This window comes from Arthrobacter sp. CAN_A2 (genome assembly GCF_015752045.1).
Taxonomy (GTDB): Bacteria; Actinomycetota; Actinomycetes; order Actinomycetales; family Micrococcaceae; genus Arthrobacter_D.
Window position 1 is genome coordinate 93,639 of record NZ_JADOUS010000006.1, and the last position, 19,552, is coordinate 113,190.

Consider the following 19,552-nt stretch of genomic DNA (forward strand, 5'->3'; position numbering starts at 1 on the left):
TTCCTGCTCGGCTGAGCCCGGGCGCGCGTCGCCCTACCGACGGGTGTCCGCGAGGTCCGACGTCGACGGCCCCTCGAGCAGCTTCCCGTCAGCCGTGAAGCGCGACCCGTGGAGCGGGCAGTCCCAGGACCGCTCGACGTCGTTCCAGGACAAGACTCCCTTCAGGTGGGGGCAGACGGCCGAGACGCGGTGCTGCACGCCGTCGACCGTGCAGACCCCGATGGGGCGCGCGCCCTCGCGGATCACACGGCCCTCACCCTCGCCGGGCGTGGAGGAGGAGGACCTCGCGAGGCCGCCCAGCCAGCCGGTGACCATCTCCATGCCCACGACGGCGTTCGCCTGCGCTGTCTGGAGCGCGTCGGCCGGGCTGACCCTGGTGCGGTACAGCGTCTCCGCCCAGGGCATGTTGCCGCCGAGGATCTCGCCCGCGAGGGCCAGCGATGCGGCGACCGCGTTGGTCATGCCCCACCTGTTGTAGCCGGTGGCCGCATAGATGTGCCCGCCGCCGGCCGGTACCTGGCCCACGTAGGGGACGGCGGCGGCCGGCGTGTAGTCCTGGGCGGACCAGGCGTACGCGGGACGCGCCGTCGGGAAGTACTCGCGTGCCCACCGCGTGAGGCCGTCCACCCTCGCCTGGGTGTTCAGGCTGTGGCCCACCTTGTGGCCGTTGCCCCCGACGATCAGGTACCTGGTGCCGTCGACGACGGCGGTGCGCAGCGACCGGGTGGGGGAGTCCGCGCCGAGGTACATGTCCTCCGGGACGTCGCCCTCCACGGCCAGGGCCACGCAGTACGAGCGCATGGGCTGCAGCACGGCGAAGTAGCCGCCGCGGTCGAGGATGGGGATGCCCGTGGCGAGGACGACGTTCGCCGCCGTCACCGGGCCCGCGTCGGTCTTCAGCTCCACGCCGTCCGCGCCCACGCGAGCCCTCTCGAGCCCCTCGACGCGGACGCCTTCGACCAGCGTGCCGCCGTGCCGCCTGAACCCGGAGGCCAGCCCGGCCAGCACCTCGAGCGGGTGGAACTGGGCCTGGTCCTTCAGGCGGAGCGTCTTCCGCACGCGGAAGGGCAGGGCGGCGTCGCTGCCGAGCTCGGTGGCGAGCCCGGCAGCGACGCACGCCTCGTGCTCGGCGCTCAGCGTCCGCGCCCCGGTGTCCGTGGTGGCGTACCCGATGGCGTCCCGGGTCTGATAGGCGATGCCGTTCTCGCCGCAGAAGCGCAGCAGCCAGCTCTGGCCCTCGCGGTTCCCGAGGACGTAGGCGCGGGCGAGCTCGACGTCGTGGTGCTTCAGGATCGCCGAGATGCTCGTCCCCTGCAGGAGCGAGAGCTTCGCCGTGGTGTTCCCCGTGGTCACCGCCCCGACGGTCCGCGCCTCGAGGACCGCCACCCGGTGGCCGGCCCGGGCCAGCAGGAGCGCCGTCGTCAGCCCGGTCAGTCCGGCCCCGACGACGACCGAATCGTAGGCGGCGCCCGTCGGCAGGGTGTCGGCCGGGATGGGCGGAGCGGTATCGAGCCAGAGCGATCTCATGCTGGTTCCTTCCGGAGCCGGTTCGGTGGTCCCCACCGAACCACCACGCCTGGCCACGGTCAAGCATCCGGGCCTGTCGGCAGCGGGCGCTAGGGTTACCGGACGACCGTCCCCTGCAGGAAGGCACCTTCGTGCACGTCCAGCTCGTCCTTCCGCACCAGCTGTTCGAGGAGCACCTCGAGGCGTCCCCGGACACGCACTTCATCTTCCTCGAGGACGACCTGATGTTCCGCAGCCTGCGGTTCCACCAGCAGAAACTCGTCCTGCACCGCGCGGCCATGACCATCTTCGCGCGGCGGATCCGGGACGCGGGCTACGGCGTCGACTATGTGGAGACCTCCGCGGAGGCCACCAGCCAGGAGAGGCTGTCGGCCGCGCTCGCGGCCCGCGGCGCCACGCAGGCGACCTACTACGACGTCGTCGACGACTGGCTGGACCGCAGGCTCACGCGGACCCTCGCGGACGCCGGCGTGGCGGCCCGCGTCCTCGAGACCCCGCAGTTCCTCACGCCGCGCGACGTCCTCGGCACCTACTTCTCCTCGCACACCTGGCGCATGCAGACCTTCTACGAGTGGCAGCGCAAGCGGCTCGGCATCATGGTGGAGCCCGGCGGCTCCCCGACGGGCGGGAGGTGGAGCTTCGACGCGGACAACCGCAAGAAGCTGCCGAAGAAGATCGACCTGCCCCACCTGCCGCAGTTCCAGCGGCCGCCGGAGGTCGAGGACGCCATCCTCTGGGTGCAGGGCGCGTTCCCCGACAACCCCGGCGCCGCGGAGTCCTTCAACTGGCCCGTCACGCACCGGCAGGCCTCCGATGCCCTCGAGGCGTTCCTCACCGAGCGCTTCGAGCTGTTCGGCCCCTACGAGGACTCCATCGCGGAGGGCAAGACCTACCTCTTCCACTCGGCGCTGAGCTCCAGCATGAACACCGGTCTCCTCAGTCCCGCCGAGGTGGTGGACCTCGCCCTGGACTTCGCCGACCGCCACCACACACCGATCGCCAGCGTCGAGGGCTTCATCCGCCAGGTCATCGGCTGGCGCGAGTACATCCGGGCGTCCTACGTGGTCCGCGGGCGGGAGATGCGGACCGGCAACACGCTCGGCCTCACGGCGGACCTCGACGAGGGCTGGTGGACCGGGCACACGGGCCTCGCTCCCGTGGACTCCGTGATCACCCGCGTCCTCGACACCGCGTACGCCCACCACATCGAGCGGCTCATGGTGCTGGGCAACGCGGCCCTGCTGATGCGGGCGAAGCCGGACGCCGTCTACGAGTGGTTCATGGAGATGTTCATCGACGCCTACGACTGGGTGATGGTGCCCAACGTCTACGCGATGAGCCAGTTCGCGGCCGGGACCATGATCACCACCAAGCCGTACGTCAGCGGCAGCAACTACATCAAGAAGATGAGCGACTTCAAGGACGGCCCGTGGCGCTTCAGCTGGGACGCGCTTTACTGGGAGTTCGTGGGCGACCATCGCGAGCTGTTCGCCCGCAACCCCCGATCCAACATGAGCGTGGTGCTCCTCGACCGCATGGACGACGAGCGGCGGGCGGCCCTGCGCCACGAGGCCGCGCGGTGGCTCCGGGGCGAGGGGTCGACGACGGGCAGCCCGGGCCCGGCCGCGCCGCCGCCGGCGACGGAGGCCACGCTCCCCGGCCTATAGTCGGAATCATGGAACAGAGAACCCTTGGAAGAACCGGCCGTCCCGTCTCCGTCGTCGGCCTCGGCACCTGGCAGCTCGGCGCGGACTGGGGCGAGGTCGAGGACAAGGACGCCGTCGCCGTCCTCGAGGCCGCCGTCGATGCCGGCGTGACCTTCTTCGACACCGCCGACGTCTATGGCGACGGGCGCAGCGAATCGACCATCGGGGCCTTCCTCAAGGACAACCCGGGCCTCGACATCCTCGTCGGCACGAAGATGGGCCGCCGCGTCGACCAGGTCCCCGAGAACTACACGCTGTCCAACTTCCGCCAGTGGATCGACCGGTCGCGGACCAACCTCGGCGTCGAGGTGCTGGACCTCGTCCAGCTCCACTGCCCGCCGACCGCCGTGTACAGCTCCGACGAGGTCTACGACGCGCTCGACACCCTCGTGGGCGACGGCGTCATCAGGAACTACGGTGTCAGCGTAGAGCGCACCGACGAGGCGCTGGCCGCCATCGCCCGGGGCAATACCGCCAGCGTGCAGATCATCCTGAACGCGTTCCGCCTCAAGCCGCTCGACGAGGTCCTGCCCGCGGCGCAGGCCGCCGGCGTCGGGATCATCGCCCGCGTCCCCCTGGCCTCCGGGCTGCTGTCCGGCAAGTACACGAAGGACACCGCCTTCGCCGAGGACGACCACCGCAACTACAACCGGAACGGCGCCGCCTTCGACGTCGGAGAGACCTTCTCGGGCGTCGACTACGCCACCGGCGTCGAGGCGGCCCGCGAATTCGCGGACCTGGTGCCCGACGGCGTCACGACCGCCCAGGCGGCCCTCGCCTGGATCATCGCGCAGGAGGGCGTCAGCACCGTCATCCCCGGCGCCCGCAATCCCGACCAGGCCAGGGCCAACGCCGCAGCGGCCGATCACGTGGGCCTCGGCGCGGAGATGAGTGCCGCCGTCGCCGACATCTACGACCGCCATTTCCGGGCCGTCGTGCACCCGCGATGGTGATCCGCTGACCGGAACCCGCCCGCCCCGCGGGCGGGTTCCGCAGGGCCGGACGCTCCGCTATGGTGGGCACTACCAGGTCAGACGGAGTTAGAGGACGTCTGTCATTGTTGGATCACCGACGAAGGAATCGACATGACTGAAAACACCTCAGGCGTCACCACGGGCGAGTCGCACACCATCCGCGACTGGACGGACCTCGCCGAAGAGATGTGGTCCTACCTGACCGGTCGCGGCGCCGCGATCAACTACACGCTCCAGGACATGACCGTCGAGGTCCCGCGTGACATCGGCCCCGATGCCCCGCGCGCCACCTGGAAGTTCAACGGCACCCTGCGGATCACGACCAGCGACAACGTGGCCAGCGGCTCCGATTCGCACGCGGGCTGATCCGCCGTAACCGTCATGGCCTCCTCACTCAGGCTCGACATTGACATCGATTTCTCGCTTGGGGAGCCGGCCATCGACGGCAAGCCGGAAGCAGGGCTCTCCGGCACCGTGAAGGCGGCCGGCACCACCGTCGAGATCTTCGTCGACGACCCCGGCTCCTTCCGCGGGAACAACCTCCCCGGCCTCGGGCAGGTGCGGGACGTCGCCCGGCAACTGGCGGAGCGCGGACTCGCGGTCTCGGTCTCCGGGCCCAAGGGGCTGCTGGTGAGCATCGGCGCCGTGGAGTCCTCCGTGGCGCAGCGGCTCATCACGCGGTCCCCCCACATCCGCCTCGGCTCGCCCGGAACGCTCGCGCCCCTGCTCGGGATCGGGCGGCGCGCACTCGCCAAGGGCGATGCGCCGTCGCTCATCCCGCCCTCCACGCCGTTCCCGCTCGTCCCGACGGTCAACCGCCGGATCCGGCGGACCATCACGACGACGCACTACCTGCGGGGAGCCGGGCGTCCGCGCCTCATCTTCGTGCAGAACTCCTCGACGTGGACCGGCCAGGTGCCGCGCGAATTCGAGCTGGTCGCCGATCGCACCACGATCGGCAGCGGCGAGGACGCGATGCTCAACCTCACCGGTCTCGACGCCCTGCACGCGGAGGTGCTCCACACGGAGGACGACGAGTACGTGCTGGTGCCGCACGGCGTCATCACCGGCAGCGTCAGCGGCAGGGAGCCGTCCGTCCTCCGCACCGGTGCGCGCATCCAGTTCGGGGCGTGGGCGCTGGCGTTCTTCCGCGAGGAGTACGCGGACCACGGACGGCCGTTCGGAGGCCGCAGCGGTGGCGAACTCGCCTACCAGCGTCCGCAGCGCAATCCGCGGACGGGCGTCACCGAGGTGGACGGCTCCGCCGGCGTCGGAGACTTCCGACGGCGGCGGCCCTGACCCCGGTGCAGCCCGGAGACCGACGGGCGGGACAGGGAGCAGGACGGGTGCGGCATGGCCGATAGCGTCGAACTCCTGCTGGACCCGCTGTCGGAACTCTTCCTGCTCGAGGACTGGGCTGCGCTCGAAGCCGCGGGCCTGCCGAACCAGTCACGCCACCAGTCCTTCAGCAACAGCCCGCATGTCACCCTCGCGGCCGCCGGGCGGATCGACGACAGCTTCGACGCCCGACTCGCGATCGCGGGGCAGGGCGGTCCGGCGGAGCTGGTGACTGCGGGATTCCTCGTCTTCCCGACCCGGCGGAAGTACGTCCTCGCCCGGCCGGTCATCGCCGGCGACGCGCTGACCGGACTGCACCGGCGGATCTGGGCCGCCCTGGACGGTGTCGCTGATCCGGTGCCCACGACCGTCCCGGGGGCCTGGACCCCGCACATCACGCTCGGTCACGGGCTGACGGCCGACCAGCTTGCTGCCGCCATCGGCATCCTGCGGGACCGCGCGCCCGAACGGCTCCGTGCCGGAGCCGTCCGCCGGTGGGATGCGCAGGAGAAACGGCTGATCCTGCTGGCCGGTGGCGGGGATGCCGGGCTTACGGGGTCAGGGGACGTCGGCGCGCAGTGACGCCGGGTGGACCAGGACACCCTGCGGCTCGCGGATCCACCACAGGCCGGTGGCGCGCTTCTCCTCCCGGGTGGAGAACCGGTAGGCGAACATCCGGGCCCGGATGTAGCGGGGCCGTTCGCCGTCGAAGGGGTCGCGGCGCAGCAGCTTCAGGACCAGCGGGTCGGCCTGGAGGAGCTTGACCAGGAACGGGGTGAACCAGCCGCGCTCCGAGCCCAGGGCGAGGAACCACATCATCCAGTCCAGCCGCAGGTGGTACGGCGCGAACTGGCGCGGCATCCGCGACGGGTCACCGGGCTTGCCCTTGAACTCGTACTCCCGCCAGTGCGCGCCAGGGCCCACGTCGTCGAGCGTTCCCTCCACGATCACCTCGTACCGCACCTTCGTCACGCTCCCGAACGCCCCGTAGGCGTTGCCGAGGTGCCACCGGTTGAAGCTCGCGTTCATGAGCTGCCGACGGGCGAACAGGTTCAGCAGGGCAGGCCGGCTCAGGTAGGCGAGGAAAAGCATCGCGAGGACGACGACGGCGGTGACGTACAGCGGCGTCGGCTGGTAGGCGCCGGGTACGTCGAGGGCCGGAAACACCGCCTCGTAGAAGGAATCGGGCACCGTGGCGAATGTCAGGATGATCGTCAGGGTGTTGAGCCAGGCGAAGTTGCCGGAGAGCACGAGCCAGCCCTGCGTGAGGATCACGACGAGCGCGGCGAAGCCCGCCACCGGCTGCGGCGTGAAGAGCAGGAACGGGACGGCCAGCTGCGTGACGTGGTTGCCCGCCACCTCTAGGCGGTGCAGCGGTTTCGGCAGCAGGTGGAAGAACCGGCTGGCCGGGTTCGGCATGGGCTGGGTCTCGTGGTGGTAGTACAGGGCGGTCAGGTCGCGCCAGGAGCGGTCGCCGCGCCTCTTGATCATCCCGGCCCCGAATTCGAGCCGGAAGACGAGCCAGCGGATCATCAGCAGCACCAGGAACGGCGGCGTGATCTCCGTGGAGCCCAGGAACGCGACGATGAATCCTGCCTCCAGCAGGAGGCTCTCCCAGCCGAAGCCGTAGAAGGCCTGACCCACGTTCACGATCGACGTGTACAGCCACCAGATCAGGAGGAACGCGACCAGGGGGACCCACGGCGGTCCGGCCTGGGGGAGGCCGAGGACGAGCACCGCGGAGACGGCCGCGCCGGTCCACGCGACGACGCGCAATCTGCGGTCCGTGTAGCCGCGATGGAAGAGGGACGGGCCGGCCCGCCTGCCGGCCCGTTCGAGGAACACGGGGACCGGCATGAGACCCTTCTCGCCGAGGAGGGCCGGGAACTGCGCGACGGCGGACAGGAACGCGATGAGGTACACGGCGGCGACCCCGCGCTGTGCGATCTGCCGCCCCACCTCGTAGTCCTCGGCGGTGAGGACGCCGGCGATCCACTCCATCCCCTCAGCGTCCGGTCACCGGGGAGGGGCGTCAAGGGCGTTTCGACCTGCAAGCCCGCGGCGCTGCGGGCTAGTGGACGGGCGCCGGATCGCCCGGCGTGTGGCGTCGGCGCGGGAGGTCGACGAGTGCCTGCACGGCGGCATGGTCGCTCGCGTACCTGCCGTCCAGGGTGGAGGTGTTCACCGCCACCTGGCGGACCAGCACGTCGGGTGTGGTGAGGATCCAGTCGATCCGCGCTCCGCCGTCCACGGGACGACCGTAGCGGGGGTAGGTGCCGTAGGCGGGGGTGAGGTGCTCGTCCGCCCGGGTCCAGGTATCGACGAGGACCTCCGAGTCGAGGAACCGCCGGTACGCGGAGGAGGATCCGGCGTCGGAATTGAAGTCGCCCATCACGATGGTGGGCAGCCTGGGGCGGAAGAAGCGCACGAGGTCGAGCACCGCGGCGGCACTGCGGACCCTCGCGTACTCGGACTCGTGGTCGAAGTGCGTATTCACGAGCAGGATCTCCCGGTCCGTCGCGCTGTCGTGGAAACGGCCCCACGTCACGATGCGCGTCACGCCGTTGCCCCAGGTGGACGAGCCGACGAGCTTCGGGCTGTCCGACAGCCAGAACTGGTCCCATTCGATGAGCCGGAGGCGCCGGGCGTCGTAGAAGATGGCCGAGTACTCGCCGCGGCTGCCGCCGTCCCTGCCCGCACCGATCATGCGGTACCTCGACGGCAGGGCCGCCTCGACCACCACCAGCTGGTGGTGGAGGGCCTCCTGCACCCCGAGCACGGCCGGGACCTCCCGGCGCAGCAGGTCCTGCAGGGGTGCGATCCTGTCCGGCCAATAGTCCACGTCGTCGGGCTGCGCAGCCGGGCGGTCGTACCTGATGTTGAAGCTCATGACGTGGAGGGAGGAACGGCTGGCGCTGATCAGGGCGGGCGACGGCGGTGGTGCGGGTGTTCGTGGCATGGGGCCCTTCCGGTGCGGCACGTGCATTGCGGCTGCTGCCCGGCACTACGCCGGCACCCGGTCTAGTGGAGGTGGTCCACCAGGTCCGCCGCGATGCCCGTGTACCGCGCGGGCGTCAGGGCGAGGAGCCGCTGCTCGGCCTCCGCGCTGAGGCCGAGGCCGCTGACGAACTCGCGCATGCGTCCGGCGTCCACGCGGTGTCCGCGGGTCAGGTCCTTGAGGCGCTCGTACGGGTCGTCGAGGCCGGGCACGCCGGCGATCGCCTCAGCGCGCATGACCATCTGCACCGCTTCCCCGAGGACCTCCCAGTTGCCGTCGAGGTCCGCCGCGAGGACGTCCTCGGCGACGTCGAGCCGAGCGAGGCCCTTCGCGACGTTCGAGACGGCCAGCAGCGAGTGCCCCAGCGCGACCCCGATGTTGCGCTGGCTCGACGAGTCGGTCAGGTCCCGCTGCCAGCGGGAGGTCACCAGCGTCGACGCGAGGACGTCGAGCAGGCCGGAGGAGATCTCCAGGTTGGCTTCCGCGTTCTCGAAGCGGATCGGGTTGACCTTGTGCGGCATCGTCGAGGATCCGGTGGCGCCCGCCACCGGGATCTGGGCGAAGTACCCGATCGAGATGTAGCTCCACACGTCCGTGCAGAAGTTGTGGAGGATCCGGTTGAAGCGCGCGACGTCGGAATACAGCTCCGCCTGCCAGTCATGCGATTCGATCTGCGTGGTGAGCGGGTTCCAGGCCAGGCCGAGGCCTTCCACGAAGGACCGCGCGACGTCCTGCCAGTCCGCCTGCGGGACGGACGCGTAATGGGCGGCGTACGTGCCGGTGGCCCCGTTGATCTTCCCGAGGAACTCCGTGGCAGCGATGCGGTCGAGCTGCCGCGTCAACCGGTGCGCGAGGACGGCCATCTCCTTGCCGAGGGTGGTGGGGGTGGCGGGCTGGCCGTGGGTGCGCGAGAGCATAGGGGTGTCCCGTGACGTGCGCGCTAGGTCCGCGATCGACGCGACGAGCGCCCGGGCGGCCGGCAGCCAGACGTCCAGGACGGCGCCCTTCACTCCGAGCGCGTAGGAGAGATTGTTGATGTCCTCCGACGTGCAGCCGAAGTGGACCAGGGGCTTCAGGCGGCCGATGCCGATCCCGTCCAGCCGCCGCCCGATGAAGTACTCCACGGCCTTCACATCGTGCACCGTGACGGCCTCGATCTCGCCGAGTTCCGCCACGGACTCTGCGTCGAAGGACGTGACGATGGCGCGCAGCCGCGCCTCCTGGTCAGCGCCCAGCGGTTCGGTCCCGGGCAGGACCGAGTGCCGTGTCAGGTGGATCAGCCATTCCACCTCGACGTGGACGCGGTCCCGGTTCAATGCCGCCTCCGAGAGGAAGTCGACGAGCGGGGCGACGGCCTCGCGATACCGGCCGTCGAGTGGGCCGAGCGTCAGGGACGTCCCCTCCCCTCTGGACAGAGCAGCGAATTCAACCCGGGGGAGCACGGAGTCAGCCATTCCCCCATCCTTCCACGGTACCGACGGCGGGTGTCACCCCGTGCCGTAACCTCCCGCGCCCAGGAGCCGGTCCGGTCACTGTCCACATACCGGCCCGACCGTCCGGACGCCCGTGTTCCGCTCCTAGCGTTGAGGGACGAGCGGACGAGCGGACGAGCGGACGAGCGGACGAGGGGAGGGGCCATGGACGGCGGGATGGACGGCGGAGCGCCATGCGAGGCGTGGGCGGTCGTGAGCTCCGAGGTGGCCGCGATGGCCGCCCGGCTCCACTGGCATGCAGGGCAGATGGGGGACATCCGCAGGCATGCCCTGTCGGTCGGCCTGCTCTCCTGGGAGTCTCCCGCGGGCGGCAACTTCCGGGCCTATCTGGCGGAGCGCTGCGAGGACTTGGGTCGAACCATGGACCTGCTCGAGCGCGCCGCGCAGGAACTGGGCACCTTCGCCCGCCTGGTCCGGGACGCCGAGGAACGGCAGCGCGGAGCGGGACCGTGACGGACCGGCTGCGCCCCGTCGTGGGCGACGACGGCCCGATGGCCGTCCGCGGAGGCATCGGCGGGATCCGGTTCCAGTGGGAGGAGCTGGAGGAGGCCGCCCGGGTGCTGGCGCTCCTCGCCGCGGACGCGGGGGATGTCGCCGTCGGCCTCGGGTTTCTCGGCCACGACGTCGGGGAGCTCCCGTGGCGGATCATGCACCTCCACCTCCCGGGGGGCGTCGCCGGGCCGCAGTACCAGGCGGCCCTCGCTCAGATCGACGGGGCGTGGAGCTCCTGCCTGGAGAACGCCCGCGCGCTGGCCTCGGCGGAGGCACGGCTGCGCGCAGGCCTGCGCGCCTACCGTCTGGCCGACGACGTCGCGCTCGCCGTGACCGAGGCCGCGCGCCAGGCATCCGGAGGGGCGGCCCGGAACCTCGCGCGTGCGGCGATCGACCACGGCGCCCTGACCGTCGGCCCCATCGCGCTGCAGGGCGGGGACGCAGGGGCGCCCGTGCGGTTCGAGGGGACGGTAGGGGGCGTGCTGGAGCGGCTGGCCGCGGTCGAGGGGGACGCCCCCGGGACCTTCGAGGTGCTGCGGGCAGGGTCCGACGACGAGCCCGTCTACGTCGTCGTCCTGCCGGGCACCCAGGCGGGGAGCCCCGCGGGGGCGGCGGGAAGCAATCCCTTCGACGTGGCCGGGATCGCCGAGGCCCTCGCGGAGGACAGCCGCTTCACGGAGGAGGCCGTCCTGCGGGCACTCGAGCGGGCCGGGGCGCGGGAGGGGGACGCCCTCGTGGTCGCGGGTTACAGCCAGGGCGGCCTGCACGCCGTCAACCTCGCGGAATCCGACCACCTGGGCGGTCGCTACGACGTCCGACTCGTGCTGACCGTCGGGTCCCCCACGGGGTGGTCCGCGACCGGCGACACGGAGTACCTGCACCTGGAGCACGTGGCGGACACGGTCCCCGAGGTCGACTCGTCCCCGAACGGTGACGACCGCCACCGGACCACCGTCTCCTTCGCCACCCCGGTGCCGCCGCTGGGTGAACGGGCCGACGGCTCCGACGAACCCTGGGGCCTCGGCCCGGCCCACAAACTCGAGAACTATGCGCGGGGAGCGCGTCTCCTCGACGCCGGCGACGCACCGTCGCTCGCCCCTGCGGCCACCCTGCTGGCCACCGCCGGAGCCGGCGGCGTGGCGCGCCGGTACTCCTTCACGGCGACGCGTCGACTACCGGCCGGCAGTGCTCCACCGTCCGGGAGCAGGCGCCGTGAGGCGGACGGCCGGTCTAGGCTATGGCCATGACATCGATCGAGGACCGTCCGGCACCATCCTCAGGCCCTGCGGCCGCGGATCCCGAGGCGGCCGGCATCCGCCCGCGCGGTGTCCTGGGACGGCTTCCGCGCTACGCGGCCGGTAAACCGCCCGTGGTGGTCGAGGGGCTGGAGAGCTTCAAGCTGTCGTCGAACGAGAACCCGCTGCCGCCCCTGCCCGCAGTCCTCGCCGCGATCGCCTCCGAGACGTCCATCAACCGCTACCCGGATCCGCTGACGACAGCGCTCCGGACCGAACTCGCCGGCCATCTCGGCGTTCCCGCGACCGACATCGTCACGGGTGCGGGCAGTCTCGGCGCCCTGAACCAGATCCTCGCCACCTTCGCCGGACAGAACGATTTCGACGCACCCGACGAGGTGATCTACGCGTGGCGCTCGTTCGAGGCCTACCCGATCAGCGTGGGCCTCGCGGGGGCTGCGGGCGTGCAGGTCCCGGTGCGCGAGGACGGCACGCATGACCTGGAGGCGATGGCGGCGGCCATCACCGACCGCACGCGCGTCATCATGCTCTGCACCCCCAACAATCCCACCGGGCCCATCCTCACGCGGGACCAGGTGGTCGGCTTCCTGGCGAAGTTGCCGCCGCAGGTGGTGGTCGTCATCGACGAGGCGTACCAGGAGTTCGTGCGGCGGCCGGACGCCGTCGACGGCATCGAGCTGTACCGGGAGCACGAGAACGTGATCGTGCTGCGGACCTTCTCCAAGGCCCACGGCCTGGCGGGCCTCCGGGTGGGCTACTCGGTTTCCCAGCAGGCCCTCACCGAGCACCTGCGGGTCAGCGCCGTCCCCTTCGCCGTATCGCAGATCGCCGAGCACGCCGCCGTGACGTCGCTCCGGCACATCGCGGACGTCGAAGCCCGCGTCCAGTCGATCGTCGACGAGCGGATCCGCGTCGTCGAGGGGCTCCGCGAACTGGGCTGGCGCATCCCGGAGGCCGAGGGGAACTTCGTCTGGCTCGCGCTCGGCGAGCACACCCAGGACTTCGCAGTGAAGGCCGGCGAGCGGGCGCTGTCCGTGCGGGCCTTCGGATCGGAGGGTGTACGCGTCTCCATCGGTGAGCCGGCCGCCAACACGCGCTTCCTCGAGCTGTGCGGAGAGTACATCCACCGGCCCCGGACCGGGCCGGCCGAACTCAAATAGGCCCTCGGGGCCGCTCTGACTAGTCTTGATCAGGATGTCCCGGGAACATATGTTCTCCGGTGTATGACCTACGACATACATTCCCTGAACAGAATGTATTGCGTCATGTGAGGAGTGGTTATGAGCGGCAGTCGTGTGCCTGCAGCGGAGTTCGAGGTCGAGGAGGTCCTGCGCGCCGCCCGCTCCGCGGTCGGTGAGCGCGAAGGCGCCGCGGCGGACATGCTGCAGGTCCTCGCGCCCGACGGGACGATGGCCCGCGGCATGACCGCGGAGATCGACGGTGAGATCGTCGACTTCTTGCCCTACCTTGCAGCGACGGACGCCTCCCACCTGCGCGCGCTGTACCGGGACATGTTCCTGCTCCGGCGCTTCGACCAGGAATCCACGGCCCTCCAACGGCAGGGCCAGTTAGCGCTCTGGGTGCCTTTGACGGGCCAGGAAGCCGCGCAGATCGGATCCGGACGCGCCCAGCAGCCCCAGGACTACGCCTTCCCGACGTACCGGGAGCACGGCGTCGCCCTCACCCGTGGCGTCGAGCCGGCCGAGATCCTCCGCCTCTTCAGGGGAGTGACGAACGGCGGGTGGGATCCCCGCGCGCGGAACTTCCACCTCTACACGCTCGTCCTCGCGGCGCAGTCCCTGCACGCCGTCGGCTACGCGATGGGCATCCAGCGGGACCAGCTCGCCGATCCCTCACTGCCGGAGGCTGCCTCGGTCGCCTACTTCGGCGACGGCGCGAGCTCCGAGGGCGACATCCATGAGTCCATGGTGTTCGCCGCATCCTTCAACGCGCCCGTGGTGTTCTTCTGCCAGAACAACCAGTGGGCCATCTCCGTCCCCGCCGCCGTCCAGACCAGGGTCCCGCTCGCGCGTCGCGCCGAGGGCTACGGATTCCCGGGCGTCCGTGTGGACGGCAACGACGTCGTCGCCGTCGAAGCCGTCACGCGGTGGGCCCTCGACCACGCCCGGTCCGGGAAGGGACCCGTCCTGGTCGAGGCCTACACCTACCGGATGAGTGCGCACACCACGGCCGACGACCCCACGAAGTACCGGCTGTCCTGCGACGAGCAGGAATGGAAGCCGCGGGACCCGCTGGTCCGCCTGGAGGCCCACCTGCGCTCGCAGGAACTGGCCGATGACGCGTTCTTCGACGAGCTCGCCGTCGAGGCCCGGTCCATGGCCACCGCCCTCCGCGAGGCCGTGCTGTCCATGACGGTGCCGGACATGGAGAGCCGCTTCGCGAGCGTCTATGCCGAGCCGCACCCGCTCGTGCAGGAGGAACTCCGCTTCTTCCAGCAGTACGAGGCCGGGTTCGTCGATGAAGGGAAGCACGCCTGATGGCGACGATGACCATCGCGAAGGCGATCAACGAGGGGCTCCGCGCCTCCCTCACGCAGGATCCGAAGACCCTGCTGATGGGCGAGGACATCGGCGAGCTCGGCGGCGTCTACCGTGTCACCGACGGCCTGAAGAGGGATTTCGGGGCGATGCGCGTCGTCGACTCCCCACTCGCCGAGTCCGGCATCATCGGCACCGCGATCGGACTCGCCCTGCGCGGCTACCGGCCCATCTGCGAGATCCAGTTCGACGGCTTCGTGTTCCCCGGGTTCAACCAGATCACCACCCAGCTTGCCAAGCTGCGCACGCGCAGCGACGGCATGTTGAGCGCACCCGTGGTGATCCGCATCCCCTACGGGGGCGGCATCGGCAGCGTCGAGCACCACTCGGAGTCCCCCGAGGCGCTCTTCGCGCACACCGCAGGGCTACGGATCATCACGCCGTCCAACCCGCAGGACGCCTACTGGATGATCCAGCAGGCCGTCAGCTGCGAGGACCCCGTCATCGTGTTCGAGCCGAAGCGCCGCTACTGGCTCAAGGGCGAGGTGGACACCACGGCGCCCGCCGGTGACCCGTTCTCCGCGCACGTCCTGCGCACGGGCACGGACGCGACCATCGTCGCCTACGGCCCGCTCGTGCCCGTCGCCCTCGCCGCGGCCGCTGCCGCGGAGGAGGACGGACGCAGCGTCGAGGTGATCGACCTGCGCTCCATCTCGCCCATCGACTTCGACACCGTCACCGAATCGGTGACCCGTACCGGCCGCCTGATCGTCGCCCACGAGGCGCCGACCTTCGGTGGCATCGGCGGGGAGATCGCCGCACGGATCTCCGAACGCGCGTTCCTGTCCCTCGAGGCCCCCGTCATCCGCGTCGGCGGGTTCCACATGCCCTACCCCGTCGCCCGCGTGGAGGAGCACTACCTGCCGGACATCGACCGCATCCTCGAGGCACTCGACCGTGCCTTCGCATACTGAAGGACCATCATGACGCTCAAGACGTTCAACCTGCCCGACGTCGGTGAAGGCCTCACCGAGGCGGAGATCGTGCAGTGGAAGGTGGCGCCCGGGGCGACGGTGGCGATCAACGACATCATCTGCGAGATCGAGACCGCCAAGTCCCTCGTCGAACTCTCCTCGCCCTACTCGGGAACCGTGTCCGAGCTGCTCGTCGCGGAGGGCGAGACCATCGAGGTCGGCACGCCGATCATCGCCGTCGACGATGCCGACACCCGCGACGGGGATGGTGACGGGTCAGGCACCTCGACCGCGACCGGCGGCACCAGCGCCTCCGCGCGTGCGGAGGGGGGACAGCACGACGGCGGCGCGGCCGGTACTCGAGGCCCGGCGCAGTCGGGCCCCGGCGTCGACGACACGGACGGTGCCGATCGCGCGGATCACGCCGTGGATCGCGCGGCCCGCGGCGCTGCCGCCGATGGGTCCGCCGCTCAGACCGGCGACGCCGCGGTCCCCGTACCCGACATGCCCGGCGAGTTCGCCGGCGCCCGGCAGGACGGGGCCGATGCCACAGGTCCGGGGGCAGCCGATCCCGAGCCCACGCCGGGCCCGTTGGTCGGCACCGGGCCGAAGGCCGACGCCGTGAAGCGCAGGCCGCGCAGGACGCCGCCCGCCGAGGCGCTGTCCGCCGCGCCGTCGCCGCCGTCGCCGCCCGCGCCGACCCCGCGCCCACATACTGAAGCGCGCACCGCGCCCGGCGCCCCGCCGTCCCCCGCCCCGGCGGCGCCCAGCGCACCGGCGGGCACGCGACCCGAACGGCCTGCCGAGGCACCGGGGCGGACCAGCCCGCTGAACCAGCTCATCAACCGTGTCCTCGCGAAGCCGCCGGTACGCAAGGCCGCGCGGGACCTCGGCATCAATCTCGCGGACGTCCCGGCCACCGGGTCCGCGGGCGAGGTCACCAAGCAGGACCTCATGAGCTACCAGTCCCAGCGTGACGCCGAGCAGGACGGCGCGGACTCCTTCTGGTCGGACCCTCTCGGGGGCGGCCGCATCGAACGCATCCCGGTCAAGGGTGTCCGTAGGGCGACGGCGAAGGCCATGGTGCAGAGCGCGTTCACGGCACCGCACGTGAGCATCTTCGTGGACGTCGACGCCTCCCGGACCATGGAGTTCGTGAAGCGGCTCAAGGCGTCCCGGGACTTCGAGGGCATCCGGGTCTCGCCCCTGCTGATCCTGGCGAAGGCAGTCATCTGGGCGGCGGCGCGGAATCCGTCGGTCAACGCGACCTGGGCGGAGGACGAGATCCTCGTCAAGCACTTCATGAACCTGGGCATCGCCGCGGCGACACCGCGGGGGCTCATGGTCCCGAACATCAAGGACGCGCAGGACCTCTCGCTGAAGGAGCTGGCCCTCGCCCTCAACGAGCTGGCGACGACGGCCCGGGCCGGCAGGACGCAACCGGCCCAGATGCAGGGGGGCACGCTGACGATCACCAACATCGGGGCGCTGGGGATCGATACGGGCACACCCATCATCAATCCGGGCGAAGTGGCGATCGTGGCCTTCGGCACGATCAAGCAGAAGCCCTGGGTGCTCGACGGGGAGGTGATCCCCCGCTGGATCACCACGCTCGGGGGATCGTTCGACCACCGTGTGGTCGACGGCGACCTGAGTGCACGCTTCATGGCCGACGTCGCCTCGATCCTCGAGGAGCCCGCACTCCTGCTCGACTAGGGTGGGGCCATGGACCAGCAGCTACCCGGCGGGAGGCCGGGCCGGAGCCCACGACCGCGCTACCCCCTGAGCAGGCTCCTGCTCGTGGTGGTGATCGGTTTCCTCGCGTCGAGCGTCCTGCAGCTGGCCTTCCCGGACCTCGGCGCGGTGGCACGGCTGTCGATCCTCGTGATCGTCGCCGCACTCATCTCGATCGCGGTGACGCTGCGTCAGCAGAAGCGCCCGCCGCGGTAGGCGCCGGGCGAGGCGGACTACCGGTTCTGCTCGATCGCTCCGCGCAGGATCGGCGCGAGCCGGCGGACGCCCTCCACGATGTCCTCGGGCGAGACGGCGCTGAAGGCCAGCCGGAGCTTGTTCGACGGCTCGTCGGACGGAGTGAAGGCGGCGCCGGGGATGAACACGACACCGGCGTCGATCGCGGTGTAGAGCAGCGGATACGTGTCGATGCCCTCCGGGAGGGTGACCCACACGAAGAAGCCGCCGTCGGGGGTGGTCCAGTGGACGCCCTCCGGGAACTCCTCGGCGAGGGCGCCGAGCATGGCATCGCACCGCTCGCGGTAGAGGCTGCGCATGGAGCTCAGGTGCCCGCGCCAGTCGTACTCGGTGAGGTAGGCGCTCACGAGCATCTGCGTGAGCGGGGACGGGCACAGCACCACGGCCTCGCAGGCCAGGTAGAACCGGCGGTGGAGGTGCCTGGGAACCAGCGCCCAGCCGAGCCGGACGCCGGGCGCGAAGATCTTCGAGAAGGAGCCGAGATAGATGACGTCGTCGGGGTTGTCCGCGCGCATGGGCTTCAGCGGCTCACCGTCGAACCGCAGCATGCCGTACGGGTTGTCCTCGAGGACCAGGATGTTGTGGTCGCGGCAGATGTCGACGACCCGCTGGCGTCGATCGGCGGCCATCGTGATGCCGCTCGGGTTGTTGAAGCTGGGGATCGTGTACAGGAGCTTGATCGAGCGGCCCTGCGCCTGCAGTTCGGTGATGACACGTTCGAGCTCGTCGGGGATGAGCCCGGCGTCGTCCATCGGGATCGTGACGACGTCGACCTCGTACGCCTCGAACGTGTTGAGGGCCCCTACGTAGGTGGGGTCCTCGCACAGGATCACGTCGCCCGGATCGCAGAAGACCTTCGCCGCGACGTCCTGCGCCGACTGCGAGCCGGTGGTGATCACGATGTCATCGGGGCTCGCGCCCTGGATGCCCTCGGCAGCCATCACGTCGCAGACGAGCCGCCGCAGCTCGTCCATGCCCTGGCCGCCGCCGTACTGCAGGGCCTCGAGCCCGTGCTCGGCGATGATCTTCTGGGCGGTCCGGCCGAGGTCCTCGAGCGGCAGGGACTTCAGGTACGGGCTCCCGCCTGCGAGGGACACGAGGCCCGGGCGGATGGAGATGTCGAAGACATCGCGCACCGCCGACTGCTTGATGTTGGCCGCGCGCAGGGAGAAGAGCTGGTCGTGGCGCGCGGCGGAGTCGACGGCGCGTTCGAGAGCTGCTTCGGTCTCGGCGGGCAGGAGATCGGTGGGGGTTTCGCTGGAGGACGTCACGCCCAGAGTCTAGGCGGGGGTTCACCATCAGGCAACAGGTGTTGCCCAGCAGTGCAACCCGCTCAGATCCATCCCGCGTCGCGCGCCTTGAGGGCTGCCTGGAAGCGGCTGTCCGCCCGAAGGGTCTCCAGCATCCAGGCGATGTGCCGTCGGCAGGTCCTCACGTTGATGTCCAGGCGCCGCGCGATCGACTCGTCGGACAGTCCGTTCGCGAGGCCCTGGAGGATGGAGCGCTGCATCGAATTCAAGGGCGATCCGACCTGCTGCGGGGAGAGGAAGGACTCGCTGAGCTCCCACGCGATGTCGAACAGGTGCGTGAAGATATGGATCAGGCTGTGGTCCCTGATGACGAGGGCGGCCTTGTCGTCGCGCGTGAGCCGGCGACCCACCAGGGCCAGTTTCTCGTCGAAGATGAGCATGCGCAGGGGGATGAACGGGAGGACGCCGAACTGCCCGCCGCCCGCGGCGATCGCCTCGACGGCCTTGCGGGTCGGCACGTGGTCGCGCGTACTCGTGTCGTAGAGGGTCCGCCGTCGCACCCCGTTCCCCAGGAGCTCGAGATCCTTCCGGACGCTCTCCTCGTGGACGTCCGCCGTCGAGCCCTGGCCGGGCTGCGCGATGTACACCTTCTCGGTGACGTCTCGTCCGTAGTCGATGAGGACCCGGTGGATGAGGTGCGGGTCCTCGAGGGTCTCCACCGATGTGCTGGCGAGGGCGTGCTTGCGGGCGTCGAGGAAAGTGGGCAGGAGGCTGGACAGTTCGCGCCGCTGGGCGCTGATGCGCGCCTTGAGCTCCTGCATCTCGCGTTCGTCCGCGTCGACGAGGTCGGCGAGGGCGACGTCGGGCGAGACCGCGACGAGCCCGTCCGCGCTGCCGGCCTGCGGGCTGAGCAGCCGGCGGTCGGACAGCTCGCCGACGGCCTCGTCGATGCGCCGCAACGTCAGGCCGAGGGCGTCGGAAGCCTCGGAGCGCGTCCAGCCGGGGTGTCCGACGGCGTACCGGTAGACCTCGAGTGACGTCGCACCCAGCATGTGAG

At 70.6% G+C, this 19,552-nt stretch carries 18 protein-coding genes; 12 read left to right on the forward strand and 6 right to left on the reverse strand.

The window, feature by feature from the left end; translation table 11 throughout:
• Positions 1–33: 33 nt before the first annotated feature.
• The gene (locus IWX63_RS09380; RefSeq protein ID WP_199277904.1) at positions 34–1,527 is read right to left on the reverse strand and encodes an FAD-dependent oxidoreductase; all 1,494 of its coding nucleotides are present in this window, start codon (positions 1,525–1,527) and stop codon (positions 34–36) included.
• 131 nt (positions 1,528–1,658) lie between these two features.
• Between IWX63_RS09380 and IWX63_RS09385 the strand changes: the two genes are divergently transcribed.
• The 5 genes from IWX63_RS09385 to IWX63_RS09405 all read left to right on the forward strand — a co-directional run bounded on the left by IWX63_RS09385 (position 1,659) and on the right by IWX63_RS09405 (position 6,127).
• Positions 1,659–3,194 carry a cryptochrome/photolyase family protein gene (locus IWX63_RS09385; RefSeq protein WP_199277905.1) on the forward strand — a complete coding sequence of 512 codons (1,536 nt, stop codon included), beginning with the start codon at positions 1,659–1,661 and terminating at the stop codon, positions 3,192–3,194.
• Between the two features lie 8 nt (positions 3,195–3,202).
• A complete protein-coding gene (locus IWX63_RS09390) occupies positions 3,203–4,186 on the forward strand; it encodes an aldo/keto reductase (RefSeq protein ID WP_199277906.1) in 984 nt (327 codons plus the stop codon).
• A 132-nt stretch (positions 4,187–4,318) separates the two neighbouring features.
• A complete protein-coding gene (locus IWX63_RS09395) occupies positions 4,319–4,573 on the forward strand; it encodes a hypothetical protein (RefSeq protein WP_199277907.1) in 255 nt (84 codons plus the stop codon).
• 15 nt (positions 4,574–4,588) lie between these two features.
• Entirely contained in the window at positions 4,589–5,506 is a 918-nt protein-coding gene (locus IWX63_RS09400) for an FHA domain-containing protein (RefSeq protein WP_199277908.1), read from the forward strand.
• Positions 5,507–5,560: 54 nt separating this feature from the next.
• Positions 5,561–6,127, forward strand: coding sequence for a 2'-5' RNA ligase family protein (locus tag IWX63_RS09405; RefSeq protein ID WP_199277909.1), 567 nt, complete (start codon positions 5,561–5,563; stop codon positions 6,125–6,127).
• Here IWX63_RS09405 and IWX63_RS09410 read toward each other — a convergent pair.
• The 3 genes from IWX63_RS09410 to purB all read right to left on the reverse strand — a co-directional run bounded on the left by IWX63_RS09410 (position 6,104) and on the right by purB (position 9,997).
• Entirely contained in the window at positions 6,104–7,546 is a 1,443-nt protein-coding gene (locus IWX63_RS09410; protein ID WP_199277910.1) for a lipase maturation factor family protein, read from the reverse strand. The genes IWX63_RS09405 and IWX63_RS09410 overlap by 24 nt on opposite strands.
• A gap of 70 nt (positions 7,547–7,616) precedes the next feature.
• Positions 7,617–8,504 carry an endonuclease/exonuclease/phosphatase family protein gene (locus IWX63_RS09415; protein ID WP_199277911.1) on the reverse strand — a complete coding sequence of 296 codons (888 nt, stop codon included), beginning with the start codon at positions 8,502–8,504 and terminating at the stop codon, positions 7,617–7,619.
• 62 nt (positions 8,505–8,566) lie between these two features.
• Positions 8,567–9,997, reverse strand: a complete 1,431-nt coding sequence (purB, locus tag IWX63_RS09420) for an adenylosuccinate lyase (RefSeq protein ID WP_199277912.1) — start codon at positions 9,995–9,997, stop codon at positions 8,567–8,569.
• A 183-nt stretch (positions 9,998–10,180) separates the two neighbouring features.
• Between purB and IWX63_RS09425 the strand changes: the two genes are divergently transcribed.
• From IWX63_RS09425 to IWX63_RS09455, 7 genes are all read left to right on the forward strand, one after another.
• A complete protein-coding gene (locus tag IWX63_RS09425; protein WP_199277913.1) occupies positions 10,181–10,489 on the forward strand; it encodes a hypothetical protein in 309 nt (102 codons plus the stop codon).
• On the forward strand, positions 10,486–11,775 hold the full coding sequence (locus IWX63_RS09430; RefSeq protein ID WP_199277914.1) for a hypothetical protein: 1,290 nt from the start codon (positions 10,486–10,488) through the stop codon (positions 11,773–11,775). Before IWX63_RS09425 ends, IWX63_RS09430 begins: the two co-directional genes overlap by 4 nt.
• Positions 11,772–12,944, forward strand: coding sequence for a histidinol-phosphate transaminase (locus IWX63_RS09435; protein WP_199277915.1), 1,173 nt, complete (start codon positions 11,772–11,774; stop codon positions 12,942–12,944). Before IWX63_RS09430 ends, IWX63_RS09435 begins: the two co-directional genes overlap by 4 nt.
• A 120-nt stretch (positions 12,945–13,064) precedes the next feature.
• Positions 13,065–14,282, forward strand: a complete 1,218-nt coding sequence (gene pdhA, locus IWX63_RS09440; protein ID WP_199277916.1) for a pyruvate dehydrogenase (acetyl-transferring) E1 component subunit alpha — start codon at positions 13,065–13,067, stop codon at positions 14,280–14,282.
• Complete coding sequence (locus tag IWX63_RS09445) at positions 14,282–15,256, forward strand: alpha-ketoacid dehydrogenase subunit beta (RefSeq protein ID WP_199277917.1); 975 nt, start codon at positions 14,282–14,284, stop codon at positions 15,254–15,256. Before pdhA ends, IWX63_RS09445 begins: the two co-directional genes overlap by 1 nt.
• A 9-nt stretch (positions 15,257–15,265) precedes the next feature.
• Positions 15,266–16,972, forward strand: a complete 1,707-nt coding sequence (locus IWX63_RS09450; protein WP_199277918.1) for a dihydrolipoamide acetyltransferase family protein — start codon at positions 15,266–15,268, stop codon at positions 16,970–16,972.
• Positions 16,973–16,981: 9 nt separating this feature from the next.
• Positions 16,982–17,206 (forward strand): hypothetical protein, encoded by a 225-nt coding sequence (locus IWX63_RS09455; RefSeq protein WP_199277919.1) that lies wholly within the window; start codon positions 16,982–16,984, stop codon positions 17,204–17,206.
• A 17-nt stretch (positions 17,207–17,223) separates the two neighbouring features.
• Here the strand turns inward: IWX63_RS09455 and IWX63_RS09460 are convergent, their stop codons facing one another.
• Both IWX63_RS09460 and IWX63_RS09465 read right to left on the reverse strand, forming a co-directional pair.
• Positions 17,224–18,516, reverse strand: coding sequence for an aminotransferase-like domain-containing protein (locus tag IWX63_RS09460; protein WP_334685764.1), 1,293 nt, complete (start codon positions 18,514–18,516; stop codon positions 17,224–17,226).
• 62 nt (positions 18,517–18,578) lie between these two features.
• Positions 18,579–19,547, reverse strand: coding sequence for a helix-turn-helix transcriptional regulator (locus tag IWX63_RS09465; protein WP_199277920.1), 969 nt, complete (start codon positions 19,545–19,547; stop codon positions 18,579–18,581).
• Between the last annotated feature and the right edge of the window lie 5 nt (positions 19,548–19,552).